This window comes from Streptomyces sp. bgisy100 (genome assembly GCF_057709105.1).
Genome location: NZ_JBYITE010000001.1, coordinates 256,034 through 269,858 on the forward strand (window position 1 = coordinate 256,034; position 13,825 = coordinate 269,858).

Annotated in this window: 14 protein-coding genes; 7 read left to right on the plus strand and 7 right to left on the minus strand. The window is 72.0% G+C overall.

Annotated elements, in window-relative coordinates:
• Positions 1 to 275: 275 nt before the first annotated feature.
• Together AC3EQ1_RS01240 and AC3EQ1_RS01245 are read left to right on the plus strand one after the other, a co-directional pair.
• The gene (locus AC3EQ1_RS01240; RefSeq protein ID WP_432092333.1) at positions 276 to 1,109 is read left to right on the plus strand and encodes a J domain-containing protein; all 834 of its coding nucleotides are present in this window, start codon (positions 276 to 278) and stop codon (positions 1,107 to 1,109) included.
• A 50-nt stretch (positions 1,110 to 1,159) separates the two neighbouring features.
• Positions 1,160 to 1,504 carry a rhodanese-like domain-containing protein gene (locus tag AC3EQ1_RS01245; protein WP_432092334.1) on the plus strand — a complete coding sequence of 115 codons (345 nt, stop codon included), beginning with the start codon at positions 1,160 to 1,162 and terminating at the stop codon, positions 1,502 to 1,504.
• Positions 1,505 to 1,706: 202 nt separating this feature from the next.
• Here the strand turns inward: AC3EQ1_RS01245 and AC3EQ1_RS01250 are convergent, their stop codons facing one another.
• From AC3EQ1_RS01250 to paaA, 6 genes are all read right to left on the minus strand, one after another.
• Positions 1,707 to 2,843: an acyl-CoA dehydrogenase family protein gene (locus AC3EQ1_RS01250; protein WP_432092335.1), complete on the minus strand. Its 1,137-nt coding sequence runs from the start codon at positions 2,841 to 2,843 to the stop codon at positions 1,707 to 1,709.
• 448 nt (positions 2,844 to 3,291) lie between these two features.
• Positions 3,292 to 4,371, minus strand: a complete 1,080-nt coding sequence (paaE, locus tag AC3EQ1_RS01255) for a 1,2-phenylacetyl-CoA epoxidase subunit PaaE (protein WP_432092336.1) — start codon at positions 4,369 to 4,371, stop codon at positions 3,292 to 3,294.
• Positions 4,372 to 4,890, minus strand: a complete 519-nt coding sequence (gene paaD, locus AC3EQ1_RS01260) for a 1,2-phenylacetyl-CoA epoxidase subunit PaaD (protein ID WP_432092337.1) — start codon at positions 4,888 to 4,890, stop codon at positions 4,372 to 4,374.
• The gene (paaC, locus tag AC3EQ1_RS01265; protein ID WP_432092338.1) at positions 4,884 to 5,585 is read right to left on the minus strand and encodes a 1,2-phenylacetyl-CoA epoxidase subunit PaaC; all 702 of its coding nucleotides are present in this window, start codon (positions 5,583 to 5,585) and stop codon (positions 4,884 to 4,886) included. Before paaC ends, paaD begins: the two co-directional genes overlap by 7 nt.
• Positions 5,582 to 5,869, minus strand: coding sequence for a 1,2-phenylacetyl-CoA epoxidase subunit PaaB (gene paaB, locus AC3EQ1_RS01270; RefSeq protein WP_432092339.1), 288 nt, complete (start codon positions 5,867 to 5,869; stop codon positions 5,582 to 5,584). The genes paaC and paaB overlap by 4 nt, the downstream gene beginning before the upstream one ends.
• Positions 5,866 to 6,822 carry a 1,2-phenylacetyl-CoA epoxidase subunit PaaA gene (paaA, locus tag AC3EQ1_RS01275; RefSeq protein ID WP_432092340.1) on the minus strand — a complete coding sequence of 319 codons (957 nt, stop codon included), beginning with the start codon at positions 6,820 to 6,822 and terminating at the stop codon, positions 5,866 to 5,868. The genes paaB and paaA overlap by 4 nt, the downstream gene beginning before the upstream one ends.
• A gap of 178 nt (positions 6,823 to 7,000) precedes the next feature.
• On the opposite strand from paaA, the gene AC3EQ1_RS01280 reads away from it, so the two are divergent.
• From AC3EQ1_RS01280 to AC3EQ1_RS01290, 3 genes are read left to right on the plus strand one after another with little or no spacing between them, the layout of a single operon-like run.
• Entirely contained in the window at positions 7,001 to 7,675 is a 675-nt protein-coding gene (locus AC3EQ1_RS01280) for a DUF5819 family protein (RefSeq protein ID WP_432092341.1), read from the plus strand.
• Positions 7,672 to 9,093 carry an HTTM domain-containing protein gene (locus AC3EQ1_RS01285; RefSeq protein ID WP_432092342.1) on the plus strand — a complete coding sequence of 474 codons (1,422 nt, stop codon included), beginning with the start codon at positions 7,672 to 7,674 and terminating at the stop codon, positions 9,091 to 9,093. Before AC3EQ1_RS01280 ends, AC3EQ1_RS01285 begins: the two co-directional genes overlap by 4 nt.
• Positions 9,090 to 9,749, plus strand: a complete 660-nt coding sequence (locus AC3EQ1_RS01290; RefSeq protein WP_432092343.1) for a TrmH family RNA methyltransferase — start codon at positions 9,090 to 9,092, stop codon at positions 9,747 to 9,749. The genes AC3EQ1_RS01285 and AC3EQ1_RS01290 overlap by 4 nt, the downstream gene beginning before the upstream one ends.
• A 54-nt stretch (positions 9,750 to 9,803) precedes the next feature.
• On the opposite strand, the gene paaN is transcribed toward AC3EQ1_RS01290, so the two are convergent.
• A complete protein-coding gene (gene paaN / locus AC3EQ1_RS01295) occupies positions 9,804 to 11,501 on the minus strand; it encodes a phenylacetic acid degradation protein PaaN (RefSeq protein ID WP_432092344.1) in 1,698 nt (565 codons plus the stop codon).
• Between the two features lie 154 nt (positions 11,502 to 11,655).
• Between paaN and AC3EQ1_RS01300 the strand changes: the two genes are divergently transcribed.
• A complete protein-coding gene (locus tag AC3EQ1_RS01300; protein ID WP_432092345.1) occupies positions 11,656 to 13,179 on the plus strand; it encodes a 3-hydroxyacyl-CoA dehydrogenase in 1,524 nt (507 codons plus the stop codon).
• Positions 13,176 to 13,775 (plus strand): TetR/AcrR family transcriptional regulator, encoded by a 600-nt coding sequence (locus AC3EQ1_RS01305; RefSeq protein ID WP_432092346.1) that lies wholly within the window; start codon positions 13,176 to 13,178, stop codon positions 13,773 to 13,775. Before AC3EQ1_RS01300 ends, AC3EQ1_RS01305 begins: the two co-directional genes overlap by 4 nt.
• Positions 13,776 to 13,825: the final 50 nt, after the last annotated feature.

The following is a 13,825-nucleotide window of genomic DNA, read 5'->3' on the forward strand; positions in this document are numbered from 1 at the left end:
TGCGCCGGCATCCCGGGTCCGCTCCCGGGCCCGGCCGTCACCGTTCCGGCGTCCCGTGCCTGCCGTCCCGTGCCTGCCGTCCCGGGACGGCAGCGGTCCGGCCGGTACCGGTGTGCGGCAGCTCACGAGCCGGTGGTTCGGCGAACGGCGGTCGGCGAACCGGCGGCTCGTGAACCGGAGTGCGGCACCGCTCCGGCGAGGCGGCAGTCCTTTGCCGGGCCACCGTTGAGGCCCTACCGGAACCACCGGGGAAGAACGGCCCGTAGGCTGGCCGGGTGACAAATCCGGAAGCCGAGACGAACCCTGAAGCGGAGCGGACGGAGCCCCAGGGCGGTCCGCGGCCGGAGGCACGCCTGGAGCAGGCGGTGAGCGCGGCCGAGCAGGCGTTGATCGAGTTCGAGATCGCCGTGGAGACTTTCCGGGTCGAGGTGGAGAACTTCTCCCGGCTGCACCACCAGCGGCTCGGCCCGATGTATGCCCGGCTCGACGAGCTCGACGCGAAGATCGCCGAGGCGATCGCCGCCCGGACCGGTGACCCGGAGGACCTGCGCAAGGCACAGCAGGCCCGGGGGCTGGTCCTGCCGATGCCTGCCGTCGAGGAGCTGTTCAACGGCTGGATCGACTCCGACGGCCTGTCGCCCGAAGCCTCGGCGATGCTCACCGAGCGCCCGGTGCAGCCGCCGCGGCGGGTGCGGCCGAGCGAGGAGGCCCGGCGGATGTACCGCGAGCTGGTCCGCAAGGCGCACCCCGATCTGGCACGGGACGAGACGGAGCGGGAGCGGCGCAGCGAGTTCATCGTGCGGGTCAACAAGGCCTACGCGGCGGGCGATCAGGCGGCGCTCGGCGACCTCGCCGAGGAGTGGGAGGCCGGTCCCCGCGGCGAGGAGCAGCGGCCCAGCAGGAGCGAGGAGCTGTACGCCCGCCTGGAGTGGCTGGCCCAGCGCAAGGAGATGCTGGCCGCCGTCGCGGCCGAACTGGAGTCGAGTGCCATCGGCGCGATGCTGAAGATGGCTCCGGAAGACCCGGACGCCCTGCTCGACGAGATCGCCGAGCAGCTGCTGGCGCAGGTCTCCGAGCGGGAGGCGCGGCTGGCGGAGCTGGTTGGGTAACGTGCGGGGAGGGCCGATCCGGCCCGACGACACCGAGAGAGGCTGACCTCATGCACTTCGCCCAGCTGCCCGCCGTGGATGCCGGGGCGGTTCCGTCCGACGGCTTTCTGCTGGACGTCCGTGAGGACGACGAATGGGCCGCCGGGCACGCCGAGGGCGCGCTGCACCTCCCGATGGGCCAGGTCGTGGCACGGTTCGGCGAGCTGACCGAGGCGGCCGCCGACGGCCGGCGGGTGCACGTGGTGTGCCGGGTCGGAGGCCGGTCCGCACAGGTGGCGCAGTACCTGATCGCCCAGGGCCTGGACGCGGTGAACGTCGACGGCGGCATGCTCGGCTGGGAGGCCGCGGGACGCCCGCTGGTCGCGGAGACCGGCGCACAGGCCTACGTACTCTGAGCCTCCCGCCCGTGCTCTGAGCCTCCCACCCGGGCTCTGACATCTCTGTCCGGTTCGGCGCTTCCCGCTGTTGCGTCGCCCCGGCTTTTCCGTCCCGGTCCCCAGCGGTCCGGATGTCCGGGGGCCCCGGTGTCCGGGGGCCCGGCGTCCGGATGTCCGGCGCTCGGGTGGCCGTGGAGGCCGACCGGTTCCCGGGCGGCGTCTAGGAAGCGAGAGGGTGGGCGGCGAGGAGCGTGCCGAGGGCTTCCTCGTGCGCCGCGGCCGGGCCGAGCGACAGCTCCAGCTGTTTGGCCCAGGCGTGGTAGCGGTGCAGCGCGTAGTCGGTGTCCGCCCCGAAGCCCCCGTGCAGGTGCTGGGCCGTCTGCACGACTCGGCGTACGCCCTCGGAGGCCCAGATCTTCGCCACCGCCACGTCGCCGCTCGGGGGCAGCGCCCCCGGTGCTCCGCTGGTGAGCCGCCAGGCGGCCTGCCAGAGGGTCGCCTCCATGGCGCGCAGATCGATGAAGCGGTCCGCGGCCTGGACCGCCACCGCCTGGAAGGTGGCCACGGGGAAGCCGAACTGCTCCCGCTTGGCCGTGTATTCGCCGGTCATCCCGAGCACACCGAGCCCCAGGCCGAGCGCGAGAGCGCACGTGCCGGTGGCGAGCACATCGCGCAGCCGCTCCCAGACGCCCTCGCCGGACAGGGTGTCGCGGCCGGCGATCCGTACGGAGTCCAGACAGACCTCCGCGTAGCGCTCGCCGCTGGTGGACACCTGCTCGGCCAGGGACACCCCGTCGTGGAGGCGGGGGACCAGAGCGACCACCGTTCGACCGTCCCCGGCACGGGCCGGTACGAGAATGAGGTCCGCGACCTGTGCCCAGGGCACGGCCGTCTGCACCCCGTCCAGCAGCCAGGCGTCACCGTCCCGGTGTGCGGTGACCGAGAGCGGCGCCGCGTCGTGGCCGGTACGGCCGTTGGAAGCGACGGTCAGGACGAGTTCACCCCGGCCGACCCGGGGGAGAAGGTCGTCACGGAGCCCGGTACTGCCGTGGGCCCGCAGGGCGAGGGCAGCGGCGCCGGTTTCCAGCAGGGGAATCCGTGCCAGAACCTTCGCGGACTCCCGCAGTACGAGGCAGAGCGCCATGAGGTCGAGGCCCGCCCCGCCGTGCCGGGGTTCGAGGACGAGGCTCAACAGGTCGGCCCGGGCCAGCTTGTGCCACAGCGCACGGTCGAAGTCCTCGGCGACGGCACCGGGCACGAGGGCCGGGCTGGGCACACCGTCGGGTGCCACCCCGGAGAAGACGGCCTGTGCTGCCTCGACGGCCGCCTGCTGCTCTTCGGTGAAGGTGAAGTCCACTGCCCGTCCTCCCGCACACACCCGCAGAGTTTCTGACGGTGCGTCAAGGTAGAACATGTTGCAGGAATTGGGAATGGTGTCCGCACTCCCACCGGACAGCACGCTGCATTTCTCCGCCGGGAAGACCCCGCAGGCAAGGGCCCGCAGGCAGGGCTCCGCAGGCAGGGCTCCGCAGGCAAGGCTCCGCAGGCAAGGCGGAAGTCCCCCGGAGCGTGGCTTCCCCGGAGCGAGGGCCCTGCGGAGCGAGGCCACCGGAGCGTGGCACCCCCGGATCGCCGCTGGCGGCGCCCGGCCACGGCTACGTCCCCCCGCCGATAACGCCCGGGGCGGCCGGCGGTGACTCCGGCGCGCCCGCGCACCCGACGCCGCACGCCGACCCCGGCGCCGGGCACTGCATGATGCCGTTCGGCGCCCGGGCCGGCCACCCCCGGAGCGACGCGTCCGCAGGTCAGCGGTCGAAGTCCAGCTCCACCCGCTCGGTGACCGGGTGGGACTGGCAGGCCAGGACATAGCCCGCGCCGACCTCGTCCGGCTCCAGCGCGAAGTTCCGGTCCATACGGACCTCGCCGGAGACCACGAAGGCCCGGCAGGTCCCGCACACGCCCCCCTTGCAGGCGTACGGAGCGTCGGCGCGGTTCCGCAGAACGGCCTCCAGCAGCGACTCGGCGTTCCGCACCGGCCAGCTGCCGGACCGGCCGTCCAGCGTTGCCGTCACCGTGCTGTGCGCCGGTGCCGACGCCGGCGCGGCCGACGCGGACGAGTCGTCCGCCACATGGAAGATCTCCTCGTGGACCCGGGCGCGCGGTACGCCGAGCGCCCGCAGGGCCCGCTCCGCACCCTGCACCAGTCCGTAGGGGCCGCACAGGAACCAGCCGTCGATCGAGTCCACGGGCAGCAGAGCCGGCAGCAGTTCCCCGAGCCGGGCCTCGTCCAGCCGTCCCGACGGCAGACCGGCCTGTTGATCCTCGCGGGACAGAGTCTGGACGAGTTGCAGCCGGTCCGGGTACCGGTCCTTCAGGTCGGCGACCTCGTCCAGGAACATCGTCGAGGCGGCGGTGCGGTCGCTGCGGATCAGACAGAAGCGGGCGCTGGGTTCCCGGGCCAGCAGGGTGGAGACGATCGACAGCACCGGGGTGATACCGCTGCCCCCGACCACGGCGGCGAAGTGCCCCGCCGTGGGTTCCAGGACGAATCGCCCGGCCGGCGCCATGACCTCCACGGTGTGGCCGGCCTGCAACTCCTTGAGGGCGAACGTCGAGAACTCCCCGCCCTCGACCAGCCGTACCCCCACCCGCAGCGTCTCCGGCCCCCCGGAACTCCCGGCGGGTCCGCAGATGGAATAGGTGCGGCGGATCTCCGAGCCGTCCGTGCTGCGGCGCCGCAGCGCGAGGTGCTGCCCGGGGGTGAACCGGTACGCCTCGCGCAGCTCGGGCGGAACCGCGAAGGTGACGGCGACCGAGTCGTCGGTGAGCCGGTCGACCGCGGCCACCTGCAGCTGATGGAAGGCGCCATGACGAGCCGCGGCCATCTACAACTCCTTGAAGTGGTCGAACGGTTCGCGGCAGGACTCGCAGCGGCGCAGCGCCTTGCACGCGGTGGAGGAGAAACGGCTCAGCAGCGTGGTGTCGGTGGATCCGCAGTTCGGGCAGCGCACGGACAGCTCCACCATGACCGGACCGCTCGGGCCTCCCGGGCGCGGTGGTGCGATACCGAACTCTTCGAGCTTGCGCCGGCCTTCGGAGCTGATGGCATCGGTGGACCACGGCGGGGAGAGGACCGTGCGGACGGCGACGTCGGGTATGCCTCGCTCGTGCAGTACCCGCTCGATGTCCGCGGTCATGGACTCGATGGCCGGGCAGCCGGTGTACGTCGGGGTGAGCTCCACTTCGACCCGTCCAGGGCCCAGGACATGCAGTCCGCGCAGGACCCCCAGCTCCTCCAGGGTGAGCACGGGGAGTTCCGGGTCGGGCACCGAACCGGCGAGCCGTCGGAGCTCCTCCTCGAGGAGGGTCGGGGCGGCCGGGGACGCCGTGTCGGGGGTCACCATGCCGCCCCCGGGTGGCTGCGGTGCAGATGCTGCATTTCCGCGAGCATCCGCCCGAACGATTCGGTGTGCAGGCCCTGACGGCCCGCGCCCGCGGCCCATCCACCGCGCTGCGGACCGGTCGGCAGCGTCAGGGTGGCGCGCTCCACCACGGACGCCACGGATGCCGTCCACGCCTCGCGGAGGGATTCCCAGTCCACGGCCGGCCCCTCGACCGGCTGGAACAGCTCGCCGGTGAAGCGCCACAGCTCGTCGAGCGCGCGCTGCATCCGGGCGTGGCTCTCCGCCGTGCCATCACCCAGGCGCAGGGTCCAGTGCTCGGCGTGGTCGCGGTGGTAGGCGACCTCCTTGACCGCCTTCGCCGCGAGCGGGGCGAACGCGCTGTCCCCCCGGGCCAACTGCCCGTACAGCAGCTCCTGGTAGGTGGAGAAGTAGAGCTGCCGGGCCATGGCCTGTGCGAAGTCGGCACAGGGCTGTTCGACGAGCTGCACATTGCGGAAGGCGCGCTCCTCGCGGAGGTAGGCGAGTTCGTCCTCGTCGCCCTCCATGGACAGCAGGACCCGCGCCTGGCCGAGCAGGTCGAGGGCGATGTTGGCGAGAGCGACCTCCTCCTCGAGCACGGGGGCGTTACCCGCCCACTCCCCCAGCCGGTGGGAGAGCACGAGGGCGTCGTCGCCGAGTGCCAGCGCTGCGGTCACAGGTGCTGCACCCCTTCCGGGATCTCGTAGAAGGTCGGGTGCCGGTAGGGCTTGTCGGCGGCCGGTTCGAAGAAGGGGTCCTTCTCGTCGGGGGAGGAGGCGGTGACGGCCGCGGAGGGCACCACCCAGATCGAGACGCCCTCGGCCCGCCGGGTGTAGAGGTCACGGGCGTTGCGGAGCGCCATGGCGGCGTCGGGGGCGTGCAGGCTTCCGGCGTGGGTGTGCGACAGGCCCCGCCTGCTGCGGACGAACACCTCCCACAGCGGCCAGTCCGTAGAGCTCATGCCGATGCCTCCCCGTGTTTGGCGGCGTACGCCGCCGCTGCCTCGCGCACCCAGGCGCCTTCCTCGTGCGCCCGTCGGCGCTGGGTGATCCGCTGTTCGTTGCACGGGCCGTTGCCCTTGAGGACCTCGCGGAACTCGTCCCAGTCGATGGCCCCGAAGTCGTGGTGCCCGCGGTCCTCGTTCCACCGCAGGTCCGGGTCGGGGAGGGCCAGCCCGAGGGCCTCTGCCTGCGGCACGCAGATGTCCACGAAGCGCTGCCGCAACTCGTCGTTGGAGTGCCGCTTGATCTTCCAGGCCATCGACTGGGCGGAGTGCGCGGACTCGTCGTCGGGCGGGCCGAACATCATCAGGGACGGCCACCACCAGCGGTCGACCGCGTCCTGTGCCATCGCGTGCTGTGCCTCGGTCCCCTGGCTGAGGGCGAGCAGCAGCTCGTAGCCCTGCCGCTGGTGGAACGACTCCTCCTTGCAGATCCGCACCATGGCGCGGGCGTAGGGCCCGTAGGAGCAGCGGCACAGCGGCACCTGGTTGGTGATCGCGGCACCGTCGACCAGCCAGCCGATGGCCCCCACGTCCGCCCAGGTCAGCGTGGGGTAGTTGAAGATCGAGGAGTACTTCTGGCGACCGGAGTGGAGCTTGTCGAGCAGTTCGTCCCGTCCGGTGCCCAGGGTCTCGGCCGCGCTGTACAGGTAGAGCCCGTGGCCGGCCTCGTCCTGGACCTTCGCGATGAGGATCGCCTTGCGCCGCAGGGACGGCGCGCGGGTGATCCAGTTGGCCTCCGGCTGCATGCCGATGATCTCGGAGTGGGCGTGCTGGGCGATCTGCCGCACCAGCGTCGCGCGGTAGGCGTCCGGCATCCAGTCACGTGGTTCGATCCGTTCGTCCGCCGCCACCGCCGCGTCGAACGCCGTTGCGTACGCGCCCGCGCTCTCGGCTGCAACCACCGTTGTCACCAGGCGCCCCTCTCATCCGACGAGCCCGGACCGACCGGCCGCCTACCGACCGATCGTTCGGTTCAATGGTGCGGTGGGGGATCGTAAGGTGTCAAGGCTGTGGATAACCGCGAGACGCTGTGCCGGAAGGGGCGCTCTGAGTACCGTTCCACGGAGATCCGGACTCGGGAGGGGCGGAATGGAGCGTCACGAGGAGGGGACGGCGGTGCCGGGCGGCGTCGCCGCGCTCTCGCTGCCCTCGCGCATAGTGATCGCGGTGGCGTTCGCCGTGGTCGTGGTCGCCGCCGCAGTGCATCTCGGGATGGTCTTCCTGCACCTCGCTCCCGCCAACACGATCACCAAGCAGCACGCGACGACGATCGACGACTACATCTATCCGGAGTTCGAACAGAACTGGAAGCTGTTCGCCCCGAACCCGCTCCAGCAGAACATCGCCGTCCAGGCCCGTGCCGAGATACGCACGGCCGAGGGCGGCACCGCGACCACGAAGTGGACCGATCTGTCCGCCCAGGACGGTGCGGCGATCCACCACCGGCTCCTCCCCAGCCACACCGAGCAGAACGAACTGCGCCGCGCCTGGGACCTGCTCATCGGTTCGCACGACACCGAGAACCGGCCCAACGGTCTGCGCGGACAGCTGTCCGAGCAGTACATGCGCCGCATCGTGATGCTCCGGTTCGGCCCCGAGGAGTCCGGAGGCAAGGTCCAGCGGATCCAGCTGAGGTCCGCCACCACCCCGATCGCCCCGCCGCCGTGGAGTGACGAGAAGGTCGACACCAAGACCGTCCACCGGGTCATGCCCTGGTGGACGGTCTCCCCGAAGGACGTTCCGGAAGGGGCCGGCCACCGATGACCCCGATCTCCGTCCCGCGCCGCGCCGAACGGGCGCTCGCCCAGGGCATCGCCCGCGTCACCGGCAGCGCCCTCGGGCCGTACCAGACCGCAGTGATCCGGATCGGCTTCTCCTTCACCTGGCTGGCCTTCCTGCTCCGCGAGTGGCCGCACCGTCATGAGCTGTACGGGCCCGACGGACCGTGGAACTGGGACATGGCACGTCGGCTGATCGACGAGAACGGTGCCCTCACCGCGCTGATCTGGTCCGACGGCAGGCTCTGGTTCGAAGCCGTCTACTTCTTCGCCATCGCCGCCGCCGCGCTGCTGCTGCTCGGCTGGCGCACCCGTGCCACATCGGTGCTGTTCATGACCGGGGTGCTGTCCCTGCAGAACCGCAACATCTTCGTCGGCGACGGCGGCGACAACGTCATCCACCTCATGGCGATCTACCTCGTGCTCACCCGCTGCGGCCAGGTGTGGTCCCTGGACGCCCGGCGTCGCGCGCGGACGAGGGACTGCGGCCGGGACCGGGGCGGGATCGTTCTCTGGGCCGTGCTCGGCGCCGTTCTCCTCCTCGCCACCGCACTGGACCGGCTCAGCGCGGGCTGGCAGGCGGTCTACTGGGGCCTCTGGGCCGCGCAGGGCGTGTACGGAGCGGTGCGCCGCCGCGTCTCAGGCGCCGGCCGGCCGAGGCCCGGGGACACGAGCGCACCGAGTGTGCCGGGGCAGCGCGGACCGGCCGCCGCGCCACTCGCACGGACGGCACCAGCTCTGGCTGCGTCTGCCGGTGCCGCACTGACGGAACCCGCACCGGCCGAGCAGACGACGATGCAGCAGGCGGGCGCAGCGGGCGCGGGGGCGGCCGCGGGGAGATCGCCCCGGGAGGTGCGGCCGGAGCGGACCGTGAGCCGTGAGGCGGCCACCGTCCTGGAGGCCATCACCAACCTCGTCCACAACGGCGCCCTGTTGGTGATCATGGCCGAGGTCTGTCTGATCTACGCGACCGCCGGCTGGTACAAGGTCCAGGGCACGCGCTGGCAGGACGGCACCGCCCTCTACTACCCGATGCACCTGAACTACTTCTCGCCCTGGCCCGAGCTGTCCGATGTCCTCGCCGGCAGCGGGGTGCTGGTCATGCTCATCACCTACGGCACGGTGATCGTCCAGGTCGCCTTCCCGTTCACCCTTTTCAACCGCGGGGTCAAGAACGTCCTGCTCGTGCTGATGATGGCCGAGCACCTGGCCATCGCCTTCGCGCTCGGCCTGCCCTTCTTCTCGCTCGCCATGATCGCCGCGGACGCGGTCTTCCTGCCGACCGGTTTCCTCCGGTGGGTCGGGGGCCGGGCCGCCCGGCTCCGGGAGCTCCGCCCCGCCCGCTCGGCAGGGGAGGCCGTCGGAAGCGACGGCAGGCGGCCGGACCGTACCCTCATCGGGTGAGCAGCGACAGCATCGAGACCGTTCAGTACGACGACGGCTACGGACCCGCCGAGGTCGGCGTCGGCCCGCACCCCCTGCCGTGGCCGGAGGGCGACCGCTACGACCCCGAGCTGCTCGCGCACGGTGACCGGCGCAACGTCGTCGACCGCTACCGCTACTGGACGCGTGAGGCGATCGTCGCCGACCTCGACACCCGCCGCCACGACTTCCACGTCGGCGTGGAGAACTGGGGGCACGACTTCAACATCGGCTCCGTGGTGCGCACCGCCAACGCCTTCCTCGCGAAGGAGATCCACATCGTGGGGCGGCGGCGCTGGAACCGGCGCGGCGCCATGGTCACCGACCGCTACCAGCACGTCCGCCACCACCCCGACACCGCGGAGCTCACCGCCTGGGCGGCGGCCGAGGGGCTGCCGATCATCGGTATCGACAACCTCCCCGGCTCCGTTCCCCTGGAGACCACGGAGCTGCCCCGCCGCTGTGTGCTGCTGTTCGGCCAGGAGGGCCCGGGGCTGACCGAGGAGGCCCGCCGGCACGCGGCCATGGTGTGCTCGATCGCGCAGTTCGGCTCCACCCGGTCGATCAATGCGGGCGCGGCGGCCGCCGTCGCCATGCACGCCTGGATCAGCCGCCACGCCCGTATCGAGAACCCGTAGCCCCCTGCCCCTCCCCCGGCGCCGGAGGGATCCGCGGCGCCGGGGGAGCGCGCACTACGCCGGGCGGCGGACCTCGACCGTGCGGAAGCGGTTCGCGACGAATGCCCCGTCACAGAGCACGGAGTTCGCCGCCGGGTTGCCGCCCGAGCCGTGGAAGTCCGAGAACGCCGCGGTCTGGTTGACGTACACGCCGCCGGTCAGATTCAGCGACAGCTGGGCGCACTCCTCCAGACAGGCCTCCTCGATCAACTGCTCGACCTCCGGGGAGGTCGTGTACGCGCCGACCGTCATGGCGCCCTTCTCCCGGACGGTGCGGCGCAGCAGCTCCACCGCGTCCGGCGAGGAGTCGACCGCCACCGCGAACGACACCGGTCCGAAGCACTCCGACAGATAGGCGGCGTCCGGCTCCGCCCCCTCCCAGACCTTCCGCGCCCCGTCCGCCTTCACGATCACGGGCGTACGGACCGTGGCTCCGGGGAAGTCCGGGTGCGCCACCTTCCGGGACTCCAGGGCGACCTCGCCGTGCCCGGCGGCGGACTCCAGACGCTCCCGCACCTGGGGGTTGACGATGGCGCCCAGCAGGGCGTTCGCCCGGGCGTCGTCGCCCAGCAGGCCGCTCACCGCGCCCGCCAGGTCGCTGACGAACTCGTCGTACGACTTGTGGCCGGCGTCCGTGGTGATGCCGTCGCGCGGGACGAGGAGGTTCTGCGGAGTGGTGCACATCTGGCCGCTGTAGAGGGACAGCGAGAAGGCGAGGTTGCCCAGCATGCCCTTGTAGTCGTCGGTCGAGTCGACGATCACCGTGTTGACGCCGGCCTTCTCCGTGTACACCTGCGCCTGCCGGGCGTTTGCCTCCAGCCAGTCGCCGAAGGCGGTCGAGCCGGTGTAGTCGATGATGCGGACCTCGGGCCGCACGGCCAGGGTCTTGGCCAGCCCCTCGCCGGGCCGCTCGGCGGCCAGCGCCACCAGGTTCGGGTCGAACCCGGCCTCGGACAGCACCTCGCGCGCGACCGCCACCGTCAGCGCCAGCGGCAGGACCGCCCGCGGGTGCGGCTTGACCAGCACGGCGTTCCCGGTGGCCAGGGAGGCGAACAGGCCCGGGTAGCCGTTCCAGGTGGGGAAGGTGTTGCAGCCGATCAGCAGGGAGATGCCGCGCGGCACGGCGGTGAACGCCTTGCGCAGGTTCAGCGGGTCCCGCTTCCCCTGGGGCTTGGACCAGTCCGCGGCCTCCGGGGTGCGCACCTGCTCCACGTACGCGTACGCCACCGCCTCCATACCGCGGTCCTGGGCGTGCGGCCCGCCCGCCTGGAACGCCATCATGAACGCCTGGCCACTGGTGTGCATGACCGCCTGGGCGAACTCATGGGTCCGGGCGCTGATCCTGGACAGGATCTCCAGGCACACCATCGCGCGGGTCTCGGGCCCGGCCTCCCGCCACCCCGGCATGGCCGCCCGCATGGCCGGCAGCAGCACGTCGACATCCGGGTGCGGATACTCCACGCCGAGCTCCGGCCCGTACGGCGAGACCTCGTCGCCCACCCAGGCGTCCGTCCCCGGCTGGCCGAGGTCGAGGCGCTTGCCGCGCAGTGCCTCGAAGGCGGCCAGGCCGTCGTCGGCCGCGGATTCGCCGTACGCCTTCGGGTGCTCCGGGTGGGGAGACCAGTACGCGCGGGTGCGGATGGCTTCCAGCGCCTGGTCGAGGGTCGAGCGGTGCTTCTCGATCAGCTGGAGAGCGGTGAGATCGGCGGCCATGGCTGACCAACTCCTCGTTGAGCCGGGCTGGGAATCGAGTATCCGGAGTGCGAGGGGCCCGGGGGCTCCCCCCGGGAGATACTGTAACCGAACGATCGGTCGGGACAAGGGGGCCTCGGGTCCTGTGGACAACTCGTCGGGGAGGATCTTCACCATGACCGCAATCGACCGCACCGGCACCGTCGCCGTCGTCGGCACCGGCACCATGGGCCAGGGGATCGCCCAGGTCGCGCTGCTGGCCGGGCACCCGGTGCGGCTCTACGACGTGGCGCCCGGCCGGGCCGGGACGGCGGTCGACGCCATCGCGGTGCGTCTCGACCGGCTCGTGGAGAAGGGCAGGCTCACCGCGGAGGAGCGGGACGCCGCCCGCGGCCGGCTCGGCGCGGTCACCGAACTCGGCGGGCTCGCGGACGCCCGGCTCGTCGTCGAGGCGATCCTCGAGGAGCTGGGTGCCAAGCAGCAGCTCTTCACGGCCCTTGAATCCGTGGTCTCCGAGGACTGCCTGCTCGCCACCAACACCTCCTCGCTGTCCGTCACCGCGGTCGGCGGGGCGCTCTCCCGCCCCGGGCGCCTGGTCGGGCTGCACTTCTTCAATCCGGCGCCGCTCCTTCCGCTGGTGGAGGTGGTGAGCGGGTTCGCCACCGACGAAGCCGCCGCGAGGTGTGCCCACGACACGGCGGCGGCCTGGGGGAAGACGCCCGTCCGCTGCGCCGACACCCCCGGTTTCATCGTCAACCGCGTCGCCCGGCCGTTCTACGCCGAGGCCTTCCGGCTGTACGAGGAGCGGGCGGCCGACCCGGCCACCATCGACGCCGTCCTGCGGGAGTCCGGCGGCTTCCGGATGGGCCCGTTCGAGCTGACCGACCTCATCGGCCAGGACGTCAACGAGGCCGTCACGCGGTCCGTCTGGGAGTCCTGCTTCCACGACCCGCGGTTCACGCCCTCGCTCGCTCAGCGCCGGCTCGTCGAATCGGGTCTGCACGGCCGGAAGTCGGGCCGCGGCTGGTACCCGTACGGCGAGGGGGAGTCCAGGCCGGAGCCGCACACCGCGGAGCCCCGCAAGGCACCGGCCACGGTCGGTGTGCACGGCGACCTCGGGCCCGCCGCGGTCCTGGCCGAGCTGATCGCCGAGGCGGGCATCGAGGTCACCCGCGACCGCACCTCCTTCGTGTCGGAGGGGTTCATCGCGCTGCCCGGCGGCACGCGGCTCACACTCACCGACGGCTCGGCCGCCACCACCGATCTGTCCGGCACCCACATCCGCTTCGATCTCGCGCTGGACTACCGCACCGCGACCCGGATCGCCCTCGCCCCCTCCGACCTCGTCTCCCCCGAGGCCCTCAGCGACGCGATCGGCCTGTTCCAGGCGCTCGGCAAGCAGGTCAGCGTGATCGACGACGTCCCCGGAATGATCGTCGCGCGCACCGTCGCGATGCTCGCCGACTTCGCCACCGAGGCGGTCGCCCGGGGCGTCGCCGGCGCGGAGGACGTCGACACCGCGATGCGGCTGGGCGTCAACTACCCGCGCGGCCCGCTGGAGTGGGCCGACGAGCTCGGCGCCGGCTGGGTGCGCAGGGTCCTGTGGGGCCTCGACGACGCGTACCCTACTGGCCGCTACGTCCCGTCCCAGCCCTTGCTCCGTCGTGCGACGGCCGAAGGAAAGCTGTTCTCATCATGACCATGGCCAAGCGCGACACCTATACGCCCGAATCGCTGCTCGCGGTCGCCGTCGAGGTGTTCAACGAGCGGGGCTACGACGGCACCTCCATGGAGCACCTCTCCCGTGCGGCGGGGATCTCCAAGTCGTCCATCTACCACCATGTCCGCGGCAAGGAGGAACTGCTGCGACTGGCGATACGCCGCGCCCTCGACGGGCTCTTCGCGATCCTGCGGGAGCCGGGGACGTGCGAGGGCCGGGCCATCGACCGTCTCGAGCACGTGACGCGGCGGACCGCGGAGGTGCTGATGGCCGAGCTGCCGTACGTCACCCTGCTGCTGCGGGTGCGCGGCAACACCGACACCGAACGGTGGGCCATGGAGCGCCGCCGCGAGTTCGACCAGCAGGTCGCGGAGCTGCTGAAGCAGGCCGCGGCGGAGGGCGACCTGCGCGACGACGTGGACCTGCGGCTCGCCACCCGGCTCCTGTTCGGCATGATCAACTCGATCGTCGAGTGGTACCGGCCGCACGGCAGCGGCCACGCGGACGGCGAGGACGTGGCCGAAACAGTGGTGCGGATGGCCTTCGCGGGCCTGCGGACGTCCGCCTCTTCGTAGACCCTTCTTCTGGGCGTCGGCCTTCCTCCGGGGGTGACGCTCCGGTCAGG